The organism is Sphingomonas zeicaulis, from assembly GCF_050433225.1.
Taxonomy (GTDB): domain Bacteria; phylum Pseudomonadota; class Alphaproteobacteria; order Sphingomonadales; family Sphingomonadaceae; genus Sphingomonas_D; species Sphingomonas_D zeicaulis.
On sequence record NZ_JBNPXQ010000001.1, the window covers coordinates 1,811,344 to 1,827,580 of the forward strand.

Below are 16,237 nucleotides of genomic sequence, written 5' to 3' on the forward strand. Positions count from 1 at the left end.
CAGAAATTCATGGAACCGAAAGGCCGTCAGGAACGCTTCCATGCCGGGCAACTTTCTGAACGGATATTCATGCATGCCGCCTAGCGCCACGTTGCGAGGCCTCGTTACCCGCCAGGCCATGGCCATCGTCCTTGCCGGCGGCCGTGGCAGCCGTTTGATGGAATTGACAGACAAACGCGCCAAACCCGCCGTTTACTTCGGCGGCAAGACACGGATCATCGACTTTGCGCTCTCGAACGCGCTGAATTCGGGTATTCCGCGCATCGGGGTCGCCACCCAATACAAGGCGCACTCGCTGATCCGCCACCTGCAGCACGGCTGGAGCTTCTTTCGTCCGGAACGGAACGAAAGCTTCGACATTCTGCCGGCCAGCCAGCGTATTTCCGAAGACAACTGGTACATGGGCACGGCCGATGCCATCTACCAGAATCTGGACATCATCGAGAGCTACGCGCCGAAGTACCTGCTGATCCTGGCCGGCGATCATGTCTACAAGCAGGATTACGGCGTGATGCTTGAAGAGCATTGCGAGGGCGGGGCAAGCGTCACCGTCGGCTGTGTCGAGGTCCCGCGCATGGAAGCGACGGGTTTCGGCGTCATGCACGTCGATGACAATGATCGGATCATCGACTTCCTCGAAAAGCCCAAGGATCCGCCCGCCATGCCCGGCCGCCCGGATGTTGCGCTGGCGAGCATGGGGATCTATGTTTTCGAAACCAAGCTGTTGACGGAGGTGCTGCGCGACAACGCTGCAAACCCAAACTCATCGCATGATTTCGGCAAGGACATCATCCCGCAACTCGTCGCCGGCGGGAACGCCCGGGCGCATCACTTCAGCAAGTCGGCACTCCGCTCAGGCCCCGAAGCAGAGCCTTACTGGCGCGATGTCGGCACACTGGATGCTTATTTCGCAGCCAATATTGATCTCACGACGACCGTGCCGGATCTGGATCTCTACGATCGCGAATGGCCAATCTGGACTTACGCCGAAATGACGGCACCGGCGAAGTTCGTACATGACGAAGATGGGAGACGCGGCGAAGCGATCGCTTCGCTCGTCTCGGGCGATTGCATCGTTTCCGGGGCGGCGCTGCGGCACGCGTTGCTGTTCACGGGTGTCCGCGTCAACAGCTTCTCTTCCATTGAGAACGCAGTGCTGATGCCGCGTGTGAACATCGGCCGTTCCGTGCGGCTGAAGAATGTGATCGTCGATCGCGGCGTCGAAATTCCGTCTGGGCTCGTCGTCGGCGAGGATCCCGTGGAGGATGCCCGTCGCTTCCGCCGCACGGAGAACGGCATCTGCCTCATCAACGCAGACATGATCGCGGCACTGAGGCGCTGATGCCGCTCCAACTGCTGTCGGTTGCGCCCGAGATCTTCCCGCTCGTCAAAACCGGCGGTCTTGCGGACGTAGCAGGTGCTCTACCTGCGGCACTCGCCGCGCAGAACGTGCGGGTCACAACACTCGTTCCCGGCTATCGACAGGTGCTCGACGCGCTGGGCGATGGCGAGGTGGTCGGCGAATATCCTGCGTTGATGGGCGGCCCGGCGGTTATCCGCCGCGGCTCGGCGGCAGAACTCGACCTGTTCGTGCTCGATGCGCCGCACCTCTACGTGCGCGATGGCAATCCTTATGTGGCGCCCGACGGGCGCGACTGGCCGGACAATCCTGTGCGGTTTGCGGCGCTTGCCCGCGTAGCGGCGGATATCGCGCAGGGCCGCATCGGAGGATGGCAACCCGATATCGTGCAGACGCACGATTGGCAGGCGGCCCTTGCCGCCGCCTATCTCCACTTCGATCCGCCCGGAAAGCGGCCGCCGGTGGTGATGACGATACACAACCTGGCCTTCCAGGGCATTTTTCCCGCCTACCTTCTGGACACGCTTGGTCTACCGGCGGACGCCTATGCCATCGACGGCATGGAATATCATGGCTCGATCAGTTTCCTAAAGGCCGGCCTTGTCTATGCCGATCATGTCAGCACCGTATCCCCCACCTATGCGCGCGAGATCCTGACGCGGGAAAACGGCATGGGGCTCGATGGCGTGCTCGCGACACGTGCAGGCCATGTCAGCGGCATTCTCAACGGCATCGATACCCGCGTCTGGGATCCGGCCACCGACCCACTGATCGCGGCCCAATATAGCGCGACCAACCCCGACGGGCGCGAGGCAAACAAGCGAGCGCTGCAGGCGGCCTTCGGCCTGCCGCAGACGCCCGAACCCTTTCTGCTGGGCTCAGTCGGCCGACTGACCGAGCAGAAGGGCATCGACATTCTGATAGATGCACTGCCGACGCTGCTGAAGATGGGCGGGCAGTTCGTGCTGCTGGGCAGCGGCGACCCGGCGTTCGAGGACGCATGTCGGGCAATGTCGACCGCCTATCCGGATCGCATTGCCTGCCGCATCGGCTATGACGAGACCATCGCGCATTTGATCCAGGCCGGATCGGATGCACTGATCGTACCATCCCGCTTCGAACCGTGCGGTCTGACGCAACTTTGCGCGTTGCGCTATGGCGCGGTGCCAATCGTCGCGCGGGTCGGCGGACTTGCAGATACGGTGATCGACGCCAATCCGGCAGCGCTATCGGCGCGCGTCGCTACCGGGCTGCAGTTCGCTGCGGGCTCGACGCCCGCACTGATCGAAGCCTTGCATCGCGCCGGAACGCTGTACGCCGATCAGCGGCAGTGGGCGAATATACGTCAGAACGGATTGGCGTCGGACGTATCCTGGGAACAGGCGGCGTCACAATACGCCGCGCTGTTCCACAACTTGATCAGGACGCAGGTTTTGGCTTGACCGTCGTCTTGCGCTGGGTGCCGGTAACCTTCTTGACCGCAGAAGCCGCAGCCTCGGCGACCTTCGCAGGTGCAGCGCGCACTGCAGCCCGCTTGCGCGGCGGGGCGGGCTCTGGCGATGCGGAGGCCGTTTCCATATCGTCGGAACCGGCATCCTTGGGCCAAGCTTCTTCAGTCGTGGGAATTGCTGGTTTGACAGCGCTGTTGCTCGAGACCGACTTGGCGACGCCCGTGTTGGTTGCGACATTTGGTGCGGCCGCTGCCGTAACTGTCTCGTCAGACAGCGTTTCCGCCGCAATCTCGCGGCTGGCGCGAAACCAATGCTCATCATGCCGCCCGGAGGGACGCCCCTCCCTCTCCCAGAGCGCATAGGCCCTGTCGCGCACTCTGCGCTCGCGATCGTTGCTCATTCCCGCCTCCATCTTTTGATGCCGCTCCGCGGTGAACGAGCACGAAACGCAGGCGTTCCAACGTGCGGCGGCAATCATAAGGAAAGACGACGAAATTTCGCCGCGATCAGGTCAGGCCGCCCGGTCCAGCGCAGACTGCGCGGCAATCGCCACCTGGGTGCGGTTGCGCAGGTTCAACTTGCGCATCAAGGCCGTCATGTGCGCTTTGACCGTCGCTTCCGCGATGCCGAGATCATAGGCGATCTGCTTGTTGGCGAGGCCGGAACAAACACCGCGCATGACCTTGAGCTGCGTCGGCGTCAGCTTGCCGAACGCAACTACGCGATCGTCTTGCCCTGCACCCGCTTGCGAGACTTGCTCCATGACATCGCTCTCCCTTACGCACTGCCTCGCCGGGTTCCCGCCAAGGCCCTCCTCTGCACCCAACCCGTATGACAGATAATTTGAATCAGTTGGACAGATTTAGGCTATATCGGGCGAATTAGTCAGTCAACTCCGCATTTGTGACGAGCGATAGCGCTAACCTGTCCTACAGACTACCGGTGGCACGCGACCAAGGTGGCACTTTGCGCGGGTGGTGTCCGGCGCCTATGATGGCGAAATGAACGGTTTCGTGACGATGATGGCCAGTGATGAGCGGCTGGCGGACCGCGCCTATGCGGGCATCGTCGGCATCATCAACGACAATCATCTCGAAGTGGGAGACCGGCTTCCCTCCGAAGCTCGACTGGCCGAGACCTTCGGCATGTCGCGTACCGTGATCCGCGAAGCGCTGGTGCGGCTGGCGGCGGACGGCATCACTGCCGCGCGGCGCGGCGCCGGATCCTTCGTCAAGCGCCGTCCGTCCGAACGGTTGGCCGAGCATGTTCCGATGGACGGGCTTTCCGCCACCCTGGGCAGCTACGAGGTGCGCTTCGTCCTCGAAGCCGAAGCCGCACGGCTGGCGGCGATGCGCCGCTCCGCCGAGCAGATGGACGAGATCGACCGCGCGATGACACGGCTGCGCGCCGCCCTGCTCGCCAGCGGACCGGCGCATGCCGAGGATATGGCGCTGCATCGCGCGATCCTGCAGGGTACCGCAAACCCGGCGTTCGTTATCGCTTTTGACCATATGCATGAAGAGATCGGCCGCATCATGCGCGCCGGCGTAGACATCTCCCGCTCGCGCCCGCCCGAAGCGATCGCTGCTATGCTGAACGAGCATGACGTGATCGTCGATGCGATCCGCGCGCAGGATGCAGACGGCGCGGCGCTGGCGATGCGCTGGCACCTTTCGCAGGGCCGCAAGCGGCTGATGCCCTGACCCGCCACGGGGAGACCTGCGTCACAGCTTCGATGTGACCCAGTGAACAGCGCGATGAAACGAATCATCCTATCACGGCGTCATCAACCGCGCTTGGATGATCATAGCGAATCGCATGACGCTGACGAGCGCTCAACTTCGGATCATGTGCCAACCGGCCGCAATGGCCAGGGCAGATGCTTCGTCTTTACTGGAGTTCGTCCCGATGCGTGTCAGTGCCAAAACCGTTGCGGCTGCCCTGGCGACCAGCGTGAGTGCCTTCGTCGTCGCCGCCCCGTTTGCGCTGATGTCGTCGTCGGCGGCGGGCAGCAATCCCCTTCCCGCGGTCACCGCGATCGATCCCACCCCGCGCGGCGCCTGGTCGGAAGCAGCTGTACAGGATCTCGTCGCCGAAGCGCATGCCTCGCTCGGAGAGGGCATGGATCCGGCCTCCTATGACATCGCCGGGCTGCTCGCCGTCGCCGACGGCACCGACACCGCCGAGATCGACCGCCGCGCCAACGCGCTCGCGCTTGCGCTGGCCGATGATTATGCCAATGGCCTGATCCAGCAGCGCACCCGCTATGACTGGCATATCGAAGCGTCGGGGATGGACCAGATGCAGCTCGCCAGCGGCCTCCGACAGGCGGTAGCCACGGGCGGCGTCCGCCCGTGGCTGCGCAGCCTGCTGCCGCAGGATCCGCGCTACGCCGCGCTGCGCCACGCCTATGCGACCAGCGGCGACGCCACCGTGCGCGACCGCCTGCGCGTCAACCTCGAGCGCTGGCGCTGGATGCCCCGCACGCTGGGCGAGGATCATATCTATGTGAACGTACCGAGCTATACGCTGGCGGTGGTCGACAATGGCCAGGCCGTTTCGCAATACACTGTCGTCGTCGGATCGCCGCGCACGCCGACCCCACAGCTTGAGTTGCAGGCCAGCTCGATCGTCGTGAACCCCTCGTGGACGGTGCCGGAAAGCATCGCCCGCAAGGGGATGGGTGCCGGTTTCCAGCGCATTACGACGGGGGGCTATACGCGCTATGTGCAGGCGCCGGGTCCGCGCAACGCGCTGGGCAAGTTCAAGATCGACATGCCCAACCCGCATGCGATCTACCTGCACGACACGCCGTCCAAGGCGCTGTTTGCCCGGGACTCGCGCGCGTTCAGCCATGGCTGCATCCGCGTGAAGGATATCGACCGGCTCGCCGCCGAACTGGTCGCGACCGACGATAGTGCCGAGGCGACGCTGGAGCGCGCGGCGGCGGGCTCGGCGACACGCACCGTCTCGCTCGATCGCAAGCTGCCCGTCTATCTCGTTTACTTCACCGCCGACGTCGATGCGAATGGCCAGCTCAAGATGCTGGAGGATCCCTATGACCGCGACGCGCGCGTGTTGCAGGATCTGAGCCCGGCCAAGCGGATGGTCGACAAGGTCCCGGCCGCGCCGACTAAGGCATGACCCGCTTCGCCGGCATCACCCGATGCCGGCAGCATCGGACTCGGCGGTGGCGTTCGCGCGCCCCGTCGAGCCCAAGCGCGGGGCGATCAGCCCGTGAACAGCCCCTTTCGGATGATTGCGTGAACGCCCCAATTGCCGTTGGCGACCTGCGACACGCCGAAATCGACCCCGACCGAAAGCAGCGAGATCGCCTCATCCTCGCTCAACTGCTTGGTGGTCATCAGAAAGCGGCGCGCCTTGCGGAAGGCATCGCGCATCGCGGCGTCGATCGAGGAGCGCTTGTAGACTTCGCTCTGCGCATCCTCGCCCAGTTCCTTCAGATAGTCCGGATGGCTGAACCCCATGATCACCCATTCGCCGTCGGTTTCGATCAACGGGTAGTCGAGATCGCGCAGCTGATCGTGCAGCGATCCGGCACGGTGATGGATGATCTGGATCAGCGCGGTCATCGAACATTCGATGGCCGTTCCGCACAGTTCGGAATCGCCCTGCGACGCGTGCGGATCGCCGAGCGACAGCAACGCGCCCGGCACCTGCACCGGCAGGAACACGCGCGAGCCCGGACCGGTGCGCCAATTGTCGAGATTGCCGCCAAACGCCCCCGGCGGCACCGAATCGACCAGCCCCGAATGCGCCGGCGCCACCGCGATCACACCGAAATGAGGGCGGATCGGGATCTCGACGTTGCGCAGCACATCATAGTTGCGCTCGATCGTTGCTGGATCGACCGGCACGCCGGGATAATCGTAGCGGCTGTGGCGCACGCCCGAAGGATCGACCTGCTCGGTCCAGCGGAAGCTGTAAACCGCGTGCGCGGTGGGCGTGCGCCCGCCGCCGGTCTCCACCTCGTAGATCGTGATCACCTCGCGCTGGCGCGGCTCGGTCAGCAGATCCTGGAAGTGGAAGCCCCAATAGGTCGCGGCATTGCTGCCGAAGCTCTTGCCGGCGAAGCGGGCATTGCCGCTCGGCCGCGGCTTCAGATCGAGGATCCGCACCTCGACCACGTCACCCGGCATCGCCCCCTCGATCGCGATCGGGCCGGTGCAGATATGGACGCCGAACCCTTCGCCGGGGCCGCGGCCGAACGCCTTGGCATCCATCGGCCCCGCGCCACGTCGGTCGATCGCCTTGCCGGTCCCATCCCAGCGATAGACGCTCTCGGCGCCGCCATCGCCTTCCACCATCCGCTCCGGATCGTCATTGGCGTGGTGGGTCAGTGTCTCGATCGTCACGAAGTCGCCCGAGCGCACGTTGAGCACGGGCTTCAGCGCGCGGCTGAAATAGCCCCAATGCACCGTCTCGGGACTGACCGGCAGGTGATGGTGCCGCACCGGCTGGCCGTTGATCGCATCGGGCAGCGCGATGAGGCCGTCCACCTCCTGCTCGCCATCCTCATCCTCGCCATGCGGCCCCGCCTCGGCGTCGAGCGCGAGCTTCTCCCGCTTGCTCGGCCGGCCGCGGCGGAGTTGCTCCGCCTCGTCGCCTTCGCGCGCCGGTGCCTTGCGATACTCGCGCGGCGACACGCCATATTGTTCGCGAAAGGCACGGCTGAACGACGCCGAATCGTTGAAGCCCCACTGGAAGAGGATATCGGAGATCGACTTCTGCACGTGCAGCGGACTGCGCAAGTCGAGCCGGCAGCGTTCCAGCCGGCGAACTTTCACATAATGGCCGAAGCTGTCATCGATCGATTCGAACAATTTCTGCAGATAGCGCGGCGAGATGCCATGTTCGGCGGCGACCTGCTGGTAGTTGAGATTGGGGTCGCTGAGGCGAATCTCGATGGTCTGGAAGATGCGTTCGAGCAAAGCGGCGCGCATGCCCGCGGCTCCGCCCAACGCCTTGGCCGGCGCATTGTCGAGAAGCGCGGTGACGAGGAATTCCGGGAAGGCCAGTTCCACCGGCCGCGCCTGATCGGTGGTGATTTCAGGGATCGTATCGGCCAGCGACCGCAACATGCCCGAAAAGACGCGTGCAGCGCCGCCATCGGTCGCGATCTTGCGCGGCGGGCCGGAAATCGGCGTCTTGAGGCGCATGCTCAGCACACTCTGCGGCACGCGTACCACCAGGGTGCGGTTCTCGCCGGGAAAGGCGAGGTTCGCGACGCTGTCGCCTCGCCCGCACACCATTTCGCCGTCGCTCAGTTCCAGCGCCTGTTCGCCGTCGCGCATCGTCGCGCTGCCATCGAGCACCATCGCGAGCCAGAAGCAGCCCGGCTGCTCGCGGAAGTCGATCGACCAGGATTGCGGCGTGCCGGTCACCCGGATGAAGTCGATCGCGGTGCTCGAACGGAACTGGATCAGTTCGCCATACAGCGCGCCCTCGTCGACCGTATCGAGCGTGAGCGACAGGCGCTGCAGCGCGAAGCGCCATGCATCGCGCCGTTGTTCCTTCGGATAAGCATTCGTCGTTATGCGCAAACGGCCACTACCCCACCAGCAAGCGGCATCCGTATCCCAGCGCCGGGTTCTTCGCCAAAGCTATGCGGCGGGGACCGGGCCGTCAATTCGCAGGTGCAGCGATCATTCGGGAATCGGTGCCGCCGCCAGCACTTCGATCGCCTCGACCTTGCCATTGAAGTCGACGCGTTCGCCGACCTCCGCCCCCATCATCGCGCGTGCGAGCGGCGCGAAGAAGGCGATGCGGTCCGCCGCCGGATCGGCCTCGTCACCGCCGACGATGTCGATCATCCGTTCGCGCCCGCCAAGGCTGAAGCGCACGCGCGATCCGAACCCCGCCACGCCTTCCGCCGGTGCTTCCGTAAGCCGCGCGGTGGCAAGGCGCGTGCGCCAGTAGCGCAGGCTGCGCTGGTCGTCGTCCCGCGCGGCGCGCACAGCATCGTCGGCGGGCTCGCCATGCGCGGCCACCGCCTGCTCCAGCCGTCCCACCATGTCCCCGATCGCCGCCAGCCCGCGCGCCGTCACCAGGTTGGGGCCGGGCGGCAACGGCAGTTCGAACCGCGGTTCCTTATGCTCGTCATCGCTTTCGCGGCGAAACGCAACGCTCACCATAGTCTCCTTCGCCGTTCCGAATGGCGGCACAGGCCGGCGCCGTCCAGCCCGAACATGCCGAGCGCGTTGCACCGCCGCGCCGGGCACGGTACGCACTGATGGAAGGGAGTCGGGGGTAAAGTGGCGCTCTACACATGCGACGATGCGAATTGTGTTCTCTACAATCGCTGTCAGTCGTTCGACTATAGCTTCTCGTGCCAGCGCGCGACCTCGTCGATCGGGGTGCCCTGCCGCGCACGCGAACTTCCCGCCGCCGAACCCTCCCGCTCGCAGACCGCGCCCACCGTCGCCGCCGGCTGGGGGCTCGAACGCTCGGGCTCCTATGAGGAAACCGCCTTCGCCCCGCAGGAACGCGAGACCGAATATAGCTCCCGCGACCGCGAGACCGAATATGCCTCCGGAGAGCGTTCGCTGCCGCCGCCTGCCCCGGCGCCGGAACCCGAACGGCGCGGGTCCTCCGCGGCCGTCATCCTGCTCTCGCTGCTGCTGGTGGTGCTGATCGGCGGCGGCATCGGCGCCTATGCGATGCGCGACATGCTGTTCGGCGAAAGCGGTACCGACAGCCCGGCGATGATCGAGGAACGGCTCTACTCGACCTTGCTGCGCGCCGCCTATGCGCGCGAGATTTCGGACAAGATTCTGTCGGTAAACCGCCAGATCGAGGCGATCCGCCAACGGGACGAGGCATCCAGCCCGGCGATGGCGCGCGAGATTGCCGAAATCGAGGCGCGGATGCAGAACAACGAGGTCGAGCGCCGCGCCGCCTTCAACGACTGCGCGGCCGAGGTGGAGTCGCTCGGCAAGCGGCCGGCGGATGATGTCGATGCCGCCGCCGATGCGCTGACCAGGCGGCTCGACGCCGCTGGGCTCAAGCGCCTGAAGGCACTGCTGCCGGTGATCGTCGGCCAGGTTCGCGATTCACGCGCGGGCAAGGCAGATCGTGATAAATGGATAAGCCAAATCGAGGTCGCGTCGCTCTAATCGCTCTAATCGCTGTGGAGAACGCACATGTCCGCATTTCGTAGGTTCCGACAGGGGCTGCTCGCCGCCGGCGCGGCCGCGACGCTGATGACCGGCTTCGTCGCGCCCGCCCCTGCCCTCGCCGCCAAGAAGGCGAAGTTCGCCGACCAGTGCGCCGAATATCGCAAGCCCTTCACCCGCATCAAGAATTACAAGACCAACCAGGCGCTCAAGGGCGCGCTGATCGGCGGCATATTGGGCCTGGGCGTCGGTCTGGCGGCAAATTCGGGCAAGCAGAACAAGGGCTCGGTGCTGCCCTATGTGCTGGCGGGTGCCGCGACCGGCGGCGTCGTCGCCTATGTCGCCGCCAAGGCCGAGCAGGCGAAGGACCGCGAGGAGGTGCAGCGCGCGATCGCGACCGACTATGCCGGCACCGTCGACAATTATGATCCGCTTGCGCAGAAGATTGCCGACCTCGGCAATTGCCGGCGCACCCAGATCTACGCCGTGCAATCGGATTTCGAGAGCCAGACGATCGATTCCAAGGTCGCGCTCGAACGGCTGAAGCTGCTCGAAACCTGGGTGGTCAAGGATGACGAGGCGATCTCGGGCGCGGCCAACCAGCAGACCTCGCAGGTCGCCGATTATGTCCGCGCGCAGCGGCTGGCCGAGGGCGCCAAGCCCGAGGAAACCGAGAATTACGACACCAACTCGACCTATTATCAGGATGCGACGCTGCAGCCGGCGATCTACGTCTCCCAGTCTGCCGACGGCAGCGTCGAGCCGCCCCCGCCGCCTGCGCCGCTGCCGACGACCACGGTCTATCCGCGCTCGGCGGTGAACTTGCGCGCCGAGGCAAACCAGACCGGCGCCAAGCTCGACACCATCCCGGCCCGCAAGCCCGTGCAGGTGCGCCAGAGTCCGACCCAGGGCTGGTATGAGGTCGAGTGGAACGGCCAGAAGGGCTATGCGCTCGCCTCGCTGTTCGACGGCTCGCCGCCGCCCGCGCCACGCCCGCCCGCTCCGGCGCCGAAGAAGAAGGGCGTGCGCAAGATGGTCGTGCAGAAGCCCGCGGCGGACAAGACCACGCCCAAGAAGCAGGTCGCCAGCGCCGTCGCCGGCAACAATGCGGCGCAGCAGGCCCGTGTGCGCAGTTCGTCCGAAACCAATGCGCAACTGAGCGACCTGAGGTTGGCGCTGAGCTGAGGTGCTATCCTCCCATCCCCCGGCGCGCAGCCGGGGGATGGGAGATCGCCTGCGGTTTACCGCCGCCGGCGAATATGGTCTGAGGCGACGTCGCAAGTCATCGCGCCGGAGACCATGATCATGAGTGCAACCCTGTTCCTGCTCGCGGCCGCAGCCACCGCGTCGCCGCCCGCGCAGCCGGAACCCGCAGCACCGCCCGCGTTGGTGAAGCTGCTCGCATCCGAACGGTTCGACGCCGCGAAGACGGCGCTGCGCGCGGACCATGAGCGGCTGGTGGCCGAAATCATCGCCCTCACTGAAATCCCCGCACCGCCGTTTGGCGAGGCGGAGCGTGGCCGCGCCTATGCCGACCTGATGCGCAAGAGCGGTTTCACCGACGTGACGACCGACCCGGTCGGCAACGTCATCGCCATCCGCCCTGGCAAGAACCGCAAGCTTGGCCCCCTGATCGTCGCCGCGCATCTCGACACGGTGTTCCCCAAAGGCACCGACGTGAAGGTGAAGCGCGAGGGCACGCGGCTGATGGCACCAGGCATCGGCGACGACAGCCGCGGCCTTGCAGTCCTCCTCGCCTTCCGCCGTGCGCTGGACAAGGCCGGCATCGAAACCGACCGCGACATCATGTTCGTCGGCAATGTCGGTGAGGAAGGCCCCGGCGACCTGCGCGGCATGCGCCATCTGTTCGGCGAGGCGCAGCCGGGCCGCAAGGCCGCGGCGTTCATCTCGGTCGACAGCAGCGGCGCCGAGACGATCGTGACCCGCGGCGTCGGCTCACGGCGGCACCACATCATCTTCAACGGCCCGGGCGGGCACAGCTTCGACAAGTTCGGCATCGTCAACCCGATGGTGCCGCTCGCGAAGACGGTGACCGGCCTCTACGGCATCACCGTGCCGGGCGATCCGCGGACGACCTATTCAGCCAGCGTCGTCGGCGGCGGCACCTCGGTCAACACCATCCCGCCGCGCGTCTTCCTCGATGTCGACATCCGGTCGGTCTCGCCGGCGGAGGTCGAACGGGTCGATCGCGAATTGCGCGCGATCGTCGACCGGGCGGTCGCCGAGGAGAATGCGACGCGCGATACCTCGCGCGGTACCGTCAGCGTCACCTTCGAGCGGATCGGCGAACGCCCGGCGGGTCAGACCGACGAGACCGCAGGGCTCGGCGCCCTCGCCTTCGCCGCCTCCCGCGCGTTCGGCTACAAGACGCGCTTCATCCCCGTTTCCACCGACGCCAATGTGCCGATGAACCTCGGCATCCCGGCGATCGCGATCGGTTCGGGCGGCAGCGGCGGTGCGGAACATTCGCCCGACGAGTGGATCGATGTCGAGATCGAGGAAAGCGTACGCGGCATGAGCGCCGGGCTGGCCACGGTGATCGCCGCGGCCAGTCGTTAATACCGTCCCGCTCGGTCTGCGACCGATCGGGAGACGGCTTCGCTCAGGCGCCGCGCGGGCTTGACCAAGCTGCGATGCGTCACGCCCATCGCAGCTTGGTATGCGCCCCGTTCAATTCAGCGTCACGTCCGCAACATTATCGTCCGAGTTGCGGTCGACATATTTGTTGTAGGGGTCGATCCCCGCGAACAGCGGCTGCCGCTTGGTGACAACGCGGATCTGCTGCGTGCCCGAGCGGATCGGCCGGCGCTCCATCAGGATCACATCCTTGCGATCGAATGCGCCGAGCCCCGGCCGCTTGTCGAACAGGCCGATGTCGATGTCGTCGGCGAGCGTCGCCTTGCTCTCCTTGCCCTTGCCATCGACATAGGCCTTGCCCGCCTTCACCGTCAGCAGCGTCTCATAAGTGCCGTCGGGCAGCTTGCGGCTGACCGCGGTCTCGGTCTTGAGATCGTAGATCGTGATCCGCGTCAGCAGGTCGGCGACGAGTTCGCGCTCGGCCGGCGTACGGGCGAGGCTCATGAAGCCATCGACCAGATCGGTCGAGCGGGCATAGGGCTGGCTCTTGAAGCGATAGCGATCGAGCAATCCCGCAAGCATCGCATCGACCCGCGCCTCGCCCAGCCGGTCCTGCAGCAGGTACATCACCACCGATCCCTTGCGATAATGGATATAGCCCTGATCCTCGACACGGTTGAGCGGCAATTCCTCGATCTTCTCGGCACCGCGCGACCGCAGATAATTGTCGAGTTCATATTTCAGGAAGCGGCGGATCTTCTCCTCGCCATAGAGATGCTTCATCACCATCAGCGCCGAATATTGCGCGAGCGTCTCGACCATGATCGTGCCGCCCTGCATGTCGGCGCTGACGAGCTGGTGCCCCCAATATTGATGGCCTAGTTCATGCGCGGTGACATAGGTGACATAGTCGATCGCGTCGGGATCGGTCGTGTTGGCGAGAAAGCCGATCTTTTCCGAATAGGGTACCGTGCCCGCGAACGCCTGCGCAAAGGTCGCATAGCCCGGGAACTCGATGATCCGGGTATAGTCGAACTGATAGGGCCCGAAATTCTTGCGATAATAGGCCAGCGACAGCTTCATCGCCTTCAGCATGCGATCGACATTGGCGCCATGCTTGGGGTCATAATAGACCGTCAGATTCACACCGTCGGCGTCGATCGACTTTTCCGCATAGGCCGCCGACTGCACCGAGAAGAAAGCGAGCATCGGCGCCATCGAGACGAAATGCGCGGTGCGCCGCCCGCCCCGCGTCACATCCGACAAACGGCGGCCCGGCGCGATCGGCGTCTGGTCCGCATCGGTCGACAATGTGATGTCCGAATGCACCCAGTCCGCATTGCCGAGATAGTTGCGTTGCGTTGCCGAAAGATCCTCGAGCTTGGCCGGCCGTAGCTCGGCGGGCAGGCCATATTTGCGGCGCTTGATGCGATCGTCGAGCAGCCCGGCGCGGCTCATGCCGATCTGCAGCGCGAACTCGCTATTGTCGAGGAAGCTGCCATTGCCGACGAGGCGGACATCGTCACCATTGGCGCGCAGCCCCTTCTGGTGCCGTTCGGATGCGAAGCTGATCGCGCCGGTGGCCCCCGGCGCCAACGGCGTCGCAAAGCGATAGATGCGGTACTGGGCATCGGCGTCGTTGGAAACGAGGCGGGCGCCAGGCAGGTTCACCGACACCAGCCGCGTGTCGCGATTGGACAAGCGCACATGAAGTTCGGACAGTGGCGCGCCGGTATCGTTGACGAAGCGATAGGTGCCGCTCGCCTGCATCCGCCGCTCACGCGGGTAGAGCGCGACATCCATCTTGATGTCAGTCACCGACGGCTGAAGGATCTTCTCATATTTCAGATATTTCTTCTCGTAGTCGGCGAGCTGCTTCTCGCGATCCTCGCGCGTTTCATAGCGGTTGAGGATGTTCATGTTGTAGAACAGCCAGCCCCCGGTCAGCACCGCGACAAGCAGCGCCGTTCCCAGGATCGCGCCGGCCGGTCCCATGAGCCGCGCGGGCATGCGCGCCAGTCGCGGCCGCAGCCGTGTTTCGGTGCCCCGCCGCCACAGCAGATGCGCGAGCACCGCCAGCACCACCGCAACCGCCCCCCAATAGAGCCTCAGCCACCAGCCAAGCATCCCGCCGACCTGGCTGCCGTTGATGTCGGAGAATTGCGTCTGGCCGGTCGCGCCATAATTGTAGAGCGGATGCTCGAAGCCGATGTTCGTCAGCGTGATCGTGCCCACGAGATAGATGACCATCACCCCCCAGCCGATATATTTGTTGGGGCTCACCGCTTGCACGAACACCGCGAGCACGGCGAGGATCGCCATCTCCACCGTCTGCGGCAACAGATACCAGCCGAGATATTGGCCAATCTCGATGTCGGTCAGTCCACGGCCGAGTTGGACGACAATCGCCGCGATCACCGAGATGGCGAGCGTCGCGAACAGCACACCGGTCACCGCCAGCGTCTTGGGCACCATATAGGCCCAGTTGGGCAGCGCCGTGGCATCGATGATCTCGTGAAACTTGCGGTCCCGATCGCGCCACACCAGTTCGCCGGCATAGTAGATCGCGATGATGACCGGGAAGATGCCGAACGTGCCGATCAGCAATTCGATCAGCGAGAAGGTCCGCGGGATCGCCGGCGTGCCATAGATCTCGTTGCCGAACAGCAGTCCGCCGACCGAGTTGAACAGGCCGAGCAGCAGCAGCACCGCGAAAGCCGGGCTGCGGAAGACGAGAACCATCTCGAACCGGCAGCGCGCCCATAATTGCGTCCAGCCCGCTGCAGCCGGCCGGACCGGCGGCAACTGCGCCACGATCAGGGGGGGCTGCGCGGCCAGCTTCGCCGCTTTCCTGGCCTGGCGTCGCAGCGAACGCGCCGAAGCACCGCGCTCGGCAAAGCTGAACCGGGTATAGGCCAGCACCAGCGCCGCCAGCCCGACGCCGAACCAGATCAGGCGGTTCCACAGCAGCGCGCCGGTGACGGGCGGAGTCAGACTGTTCGCCTCCGCCGCAGTCCAGTAGCGCGTGGCGTTCGCCACGGCGGCATTGGCGAAGGGTTCGATGAACCCGGCCGCCTCGCGATATTCGGGCTTCGAGACGGTGAACGAGACCAGGACGATATAGAGGACGAGGAAGACGACGACGCCGACATAGGAATAGAGCATCGACCGCGTCATCGTCGCCACCGCGAAGAATACCGCCGAGGTCATGAACAGATTGGGCAGCGCCAATACGCCGAACGCATAGAGATAGTCGGCAAGCTTGTTGGGCCCCAGCGTCTCGCTGTCCAGCCACGGCATCAAAGATCCGAACCAGATCGCGACGGGCACCGCGATGAACGAGATCGCCGCCGCTGCGAAGGCGCCCAGGAACCGCGCGAACAGATAGTCGAACTTGCGCACGCGGGTGGAGCGGACCATCGATCCGAACCCGCTCTCATCGTCGCGCACGATCACGTTGGCGACGAACGCGGTCGTCACGAACATGTAGAACATCGAGAAGATCAGATGCACCTCGGCGATCGCCGCCGGGCTGTTCTTGTGGACGTTGCCGCCCCCACCGATCTGGATCTGCTCGACCGTCGTGCCGCCGAAAGTCAGCAGGAAGAACAGCACCAGCACCACCCAGAATACCGGGTTGCGAAGCTGGTAGCGCAGCTCGAACGCTGCGATGCGCGCGAACATGGCCGCGC

General features: G+C 65.0%; 12 protein-coding genes. 7 read left to right on the top strand and 5 right to left on the bottom strand.

Annotation, left to right across the window (positions count from 1 at the left end):
• The first annotated feature begins 73 nt into the window (after positions 1-73).
• Both glgC and glgA read left to right on the top strand, forming a co-directional pair.
• Complete coding sequence (glgC, locus tag FHS96_RS08510; protein WP_429589710.1) at positions 74-1,342, top strand: glucose-1-phosphate adenylyltransferase; 1,269 nt, start codon at positions 74-76, stop codon at positions 1,340-1,342.
• Entirely contained in the window at positions 1,342-2,802 is a 1,461-nt protein-coding gene (glgA, locus tag FHS96_RS08515; RefSeq protein WP_429589222.1) for a glycogen synthase GlgA, read from the top strand. The genes glgC and glgA overlap by 1 nt, the downstream gene beginning before the upstream one ends.
• On the opposite strand, the gene FHS96_RS08520 is transcribed toward glgA, so the two are convergent.
• Together FHS96_RS08520 and FHS96_RS08525 are read right to left on the bottom strand one after the other, a co-directional pair.
• Entirely contained in the window at positions 2,780-3,211 is a 432-nt protein-coding gene (locus FHS96_RS08520) for a DUF2934 domain-containing protein (protein WP_429589225.1), read from the bottom strand. The genes glgA and FHS96_RS08520 overlap by 23 nt on opposite strands.
• A gap of 111 nt (positions 3,212-3,322) precedes the next feature.
• Positions 3,323-3,574 (bottom strand): helix-turn-helix domain-containing protein, encoded by a 252-nt coding sequence (locus FHS96_RS08525; RefSeq protein WP_429589228.1) that lies wholly within the window; start codon positions 3,572-3,574, stop codon positions 3,323-3,325.
• A gap of 238 nt (positions 3,575-3,812) precedes the next feature.
• Here FHS96_RS08525 and FHS96_RS08530 point away from each other — a divergent pair, with 238 nt between their 5' ends.
• Positions 3,813-4,514 carry a FadR/GntR family transcriptional regulator gene (locus tag FHS96_RS08530; RefSeq protein ID WP_429589231.1) on the top strand — a complete coding sequence of 234 codons (702 nt, stop codon included), beginning with the start codon at positions 3,813-3,815 and terminating at the stop codon, positions 4,512-4,514.
• A gap of 205 nt (positions 4,515-4,719) precedes the next feature.
• Complete coding sequence (locus FHS96_RS08535) at positions 4,720-5,955, top strand: L,D-transpeptidase family protein (RefSeq protein ID WP_429589234.1); 1,236 nt, start codon at positions 4,720-4,722, stop codon at positions 5,953-5,955.
• Between the two features lie 86 nt (positions 5,956-6,041).
• Here FHS96_RS08535 and FHS96_RS08540 read toward each other — a convergent pair whose 3' ends face one another.
• Complete coding sequence (locus FHS96_RS08540) at positions 6,042-8,375, bottom strand: acetamidase/formamidase family protein (protein WP_429589236.1); 2,334 nt, start codon at positions 8,373-8,375, stop codon at positions 6,042-6,044.
• 102 nt (positions 8,376-8,477) lie between these two features.
• Positions 8,478-8,963, bottom strand: coding sequence for a GreA/GreB family elongation factor (locus FHS96_RS08545; protein ID WP_429589239.1), 486 nt, complete (start codon positions 8,961-8,963; stop codon positions 8,478-8,480).
• A 123-nt stretch (positions 8,964-9,086) separates the two neighbouring features.
• Here FHS96_RS08545 and FHS96_RS08550 point away from each other — a divergent pair, with 123 nt between their 5' ends.
• The 3 genes from FHS96_RS08550 to FHS96_RS08560 all read left to right on the top strand — a co-directional run bounded on the left by FHS96_RS08550 (position 9,087) and on the right by FHS96_RS08560 (position 12,527).
• The gene (locus tag FHS96_RS08550; protein WP_429589241.1) at positions 9,087-9,947 is read left to right on the top strand and encodes a hypothetical protein; all 861 of its coding nucleotides are present in this window, start codon (positions 9,087-9,089) and stop codon (positions 9,945-9,947) included.
• 27 nt (positions 9,948-9,974) lie between these two features.
• Positions 9,975-11,132 carry an SH3 domain-containing protein gene (locus FHS96_RS08555; protein WP_429589244.1) on the top strand — a complete coding sequence of 386 codons (1,158 nt, stop codon included), beginning with the start codon at positions 9,975-9,977 and terminating at the stop codon, positions 11,130-11,132.
• A gap of 120 nt (positions 11,133-11,252) precedes the next feature.
• Positions 11,253-12,527 carry a M20/M25/M40 family metallo-hydrolase gene (locus tag FHS96_RS08560; protein ID WP_429589246.1) on the top strand — a complete coding sequence of 425 codons (1,275 nt, stop codon included), beginning with the start codon at positions 11,253-11,255 and terminating at the stop codon, positions 12,525-12,527.
• A 111-nt stretch (positions 12,528-12,638) separates the two neighbouring features.
• Here FHS96_RS08560 and FHS96_RS08565 read toward each other — a convergent pair whose 3' ends face one another.
• A complete protein-coding gene (locus FHS96_RS08565) occupies positions 12,639-16,229 on the bottom strand; it encodes an ABC transporter permease/M1 family aminopeptidase (protein WP_429589249.1) in 3,591 nt (1,196 codons plus the stop codon).
• Between the last annotated feature and the right edge of the window lie 8 nt (positions 16,230-16,237).

Bases quoted from the DNA above. Each gene is read 5' to 3' on its own strand.
- FHS96_RS08520 (WP_429589225.1), bottom strand. From the start codon at position 3,211: ATGAGCAACGATCGCGAGCGCAGAGTGCGCGACAGGGCCTATGCGCTC.
- FHS96_RS08530 (WP_429589231.1), top strand. From the start codon at position 3,813: ATGAACGGTTTCGTGACGATGATGGCCAGTGATGAGCGGCTGGCGGAC.
- FHS96_RS08535 (WP_429589234.1), top strand. From the start codon at position 4,720: ATGCGTGTCAGTGCCAAAACCGTTGCGGCTGCCCTGGCGACCAGCGTG.
- FHS96_RS08565 (WP_429589249.1), bottom strand. From the start codon at position 16,229: ATGTTCGCGCGCATCGCAGCGTTCGAGCTGCGCTACCAGCTTCGCAAC.
- FHS96_RS08525 (WP_429589228.1), bottom strand. From the start codon at position 3,574: ATGGAGCAAGTCTCGCAAGCGGGTGCAGGGCAAGACGATCGCGTAGTT.
- FHS96_RS08555 (WP_429589244.1), top strand. From the start codon at position 9,975: ATGTCCGCATTTCGTAGGTTCCGACAGGGGCTGCTCGCCGCCGGCGCG.
- FHS96_RS08560 (WP_429589246.1), top strand. From the start codon at position 11,253: ATGAGTGCAACCCTGTTCCTGCTCGCGGCCGCAGCCACCGCGTCGCCG.
- glgC (WP_429589710.1), top strand. From the start codon at position 74: ATGCCGCCTAGCGCCACGTTGCGAGGCCTCGTTACCCGCCAGGCCATG.
- glgA (WP_429589222.1), top strand. From the start codon at position 1,342: ATGCCGCTCCAACTGCTGTCGGTTGCGCCCGAGATCTTCCCGCTCGTC.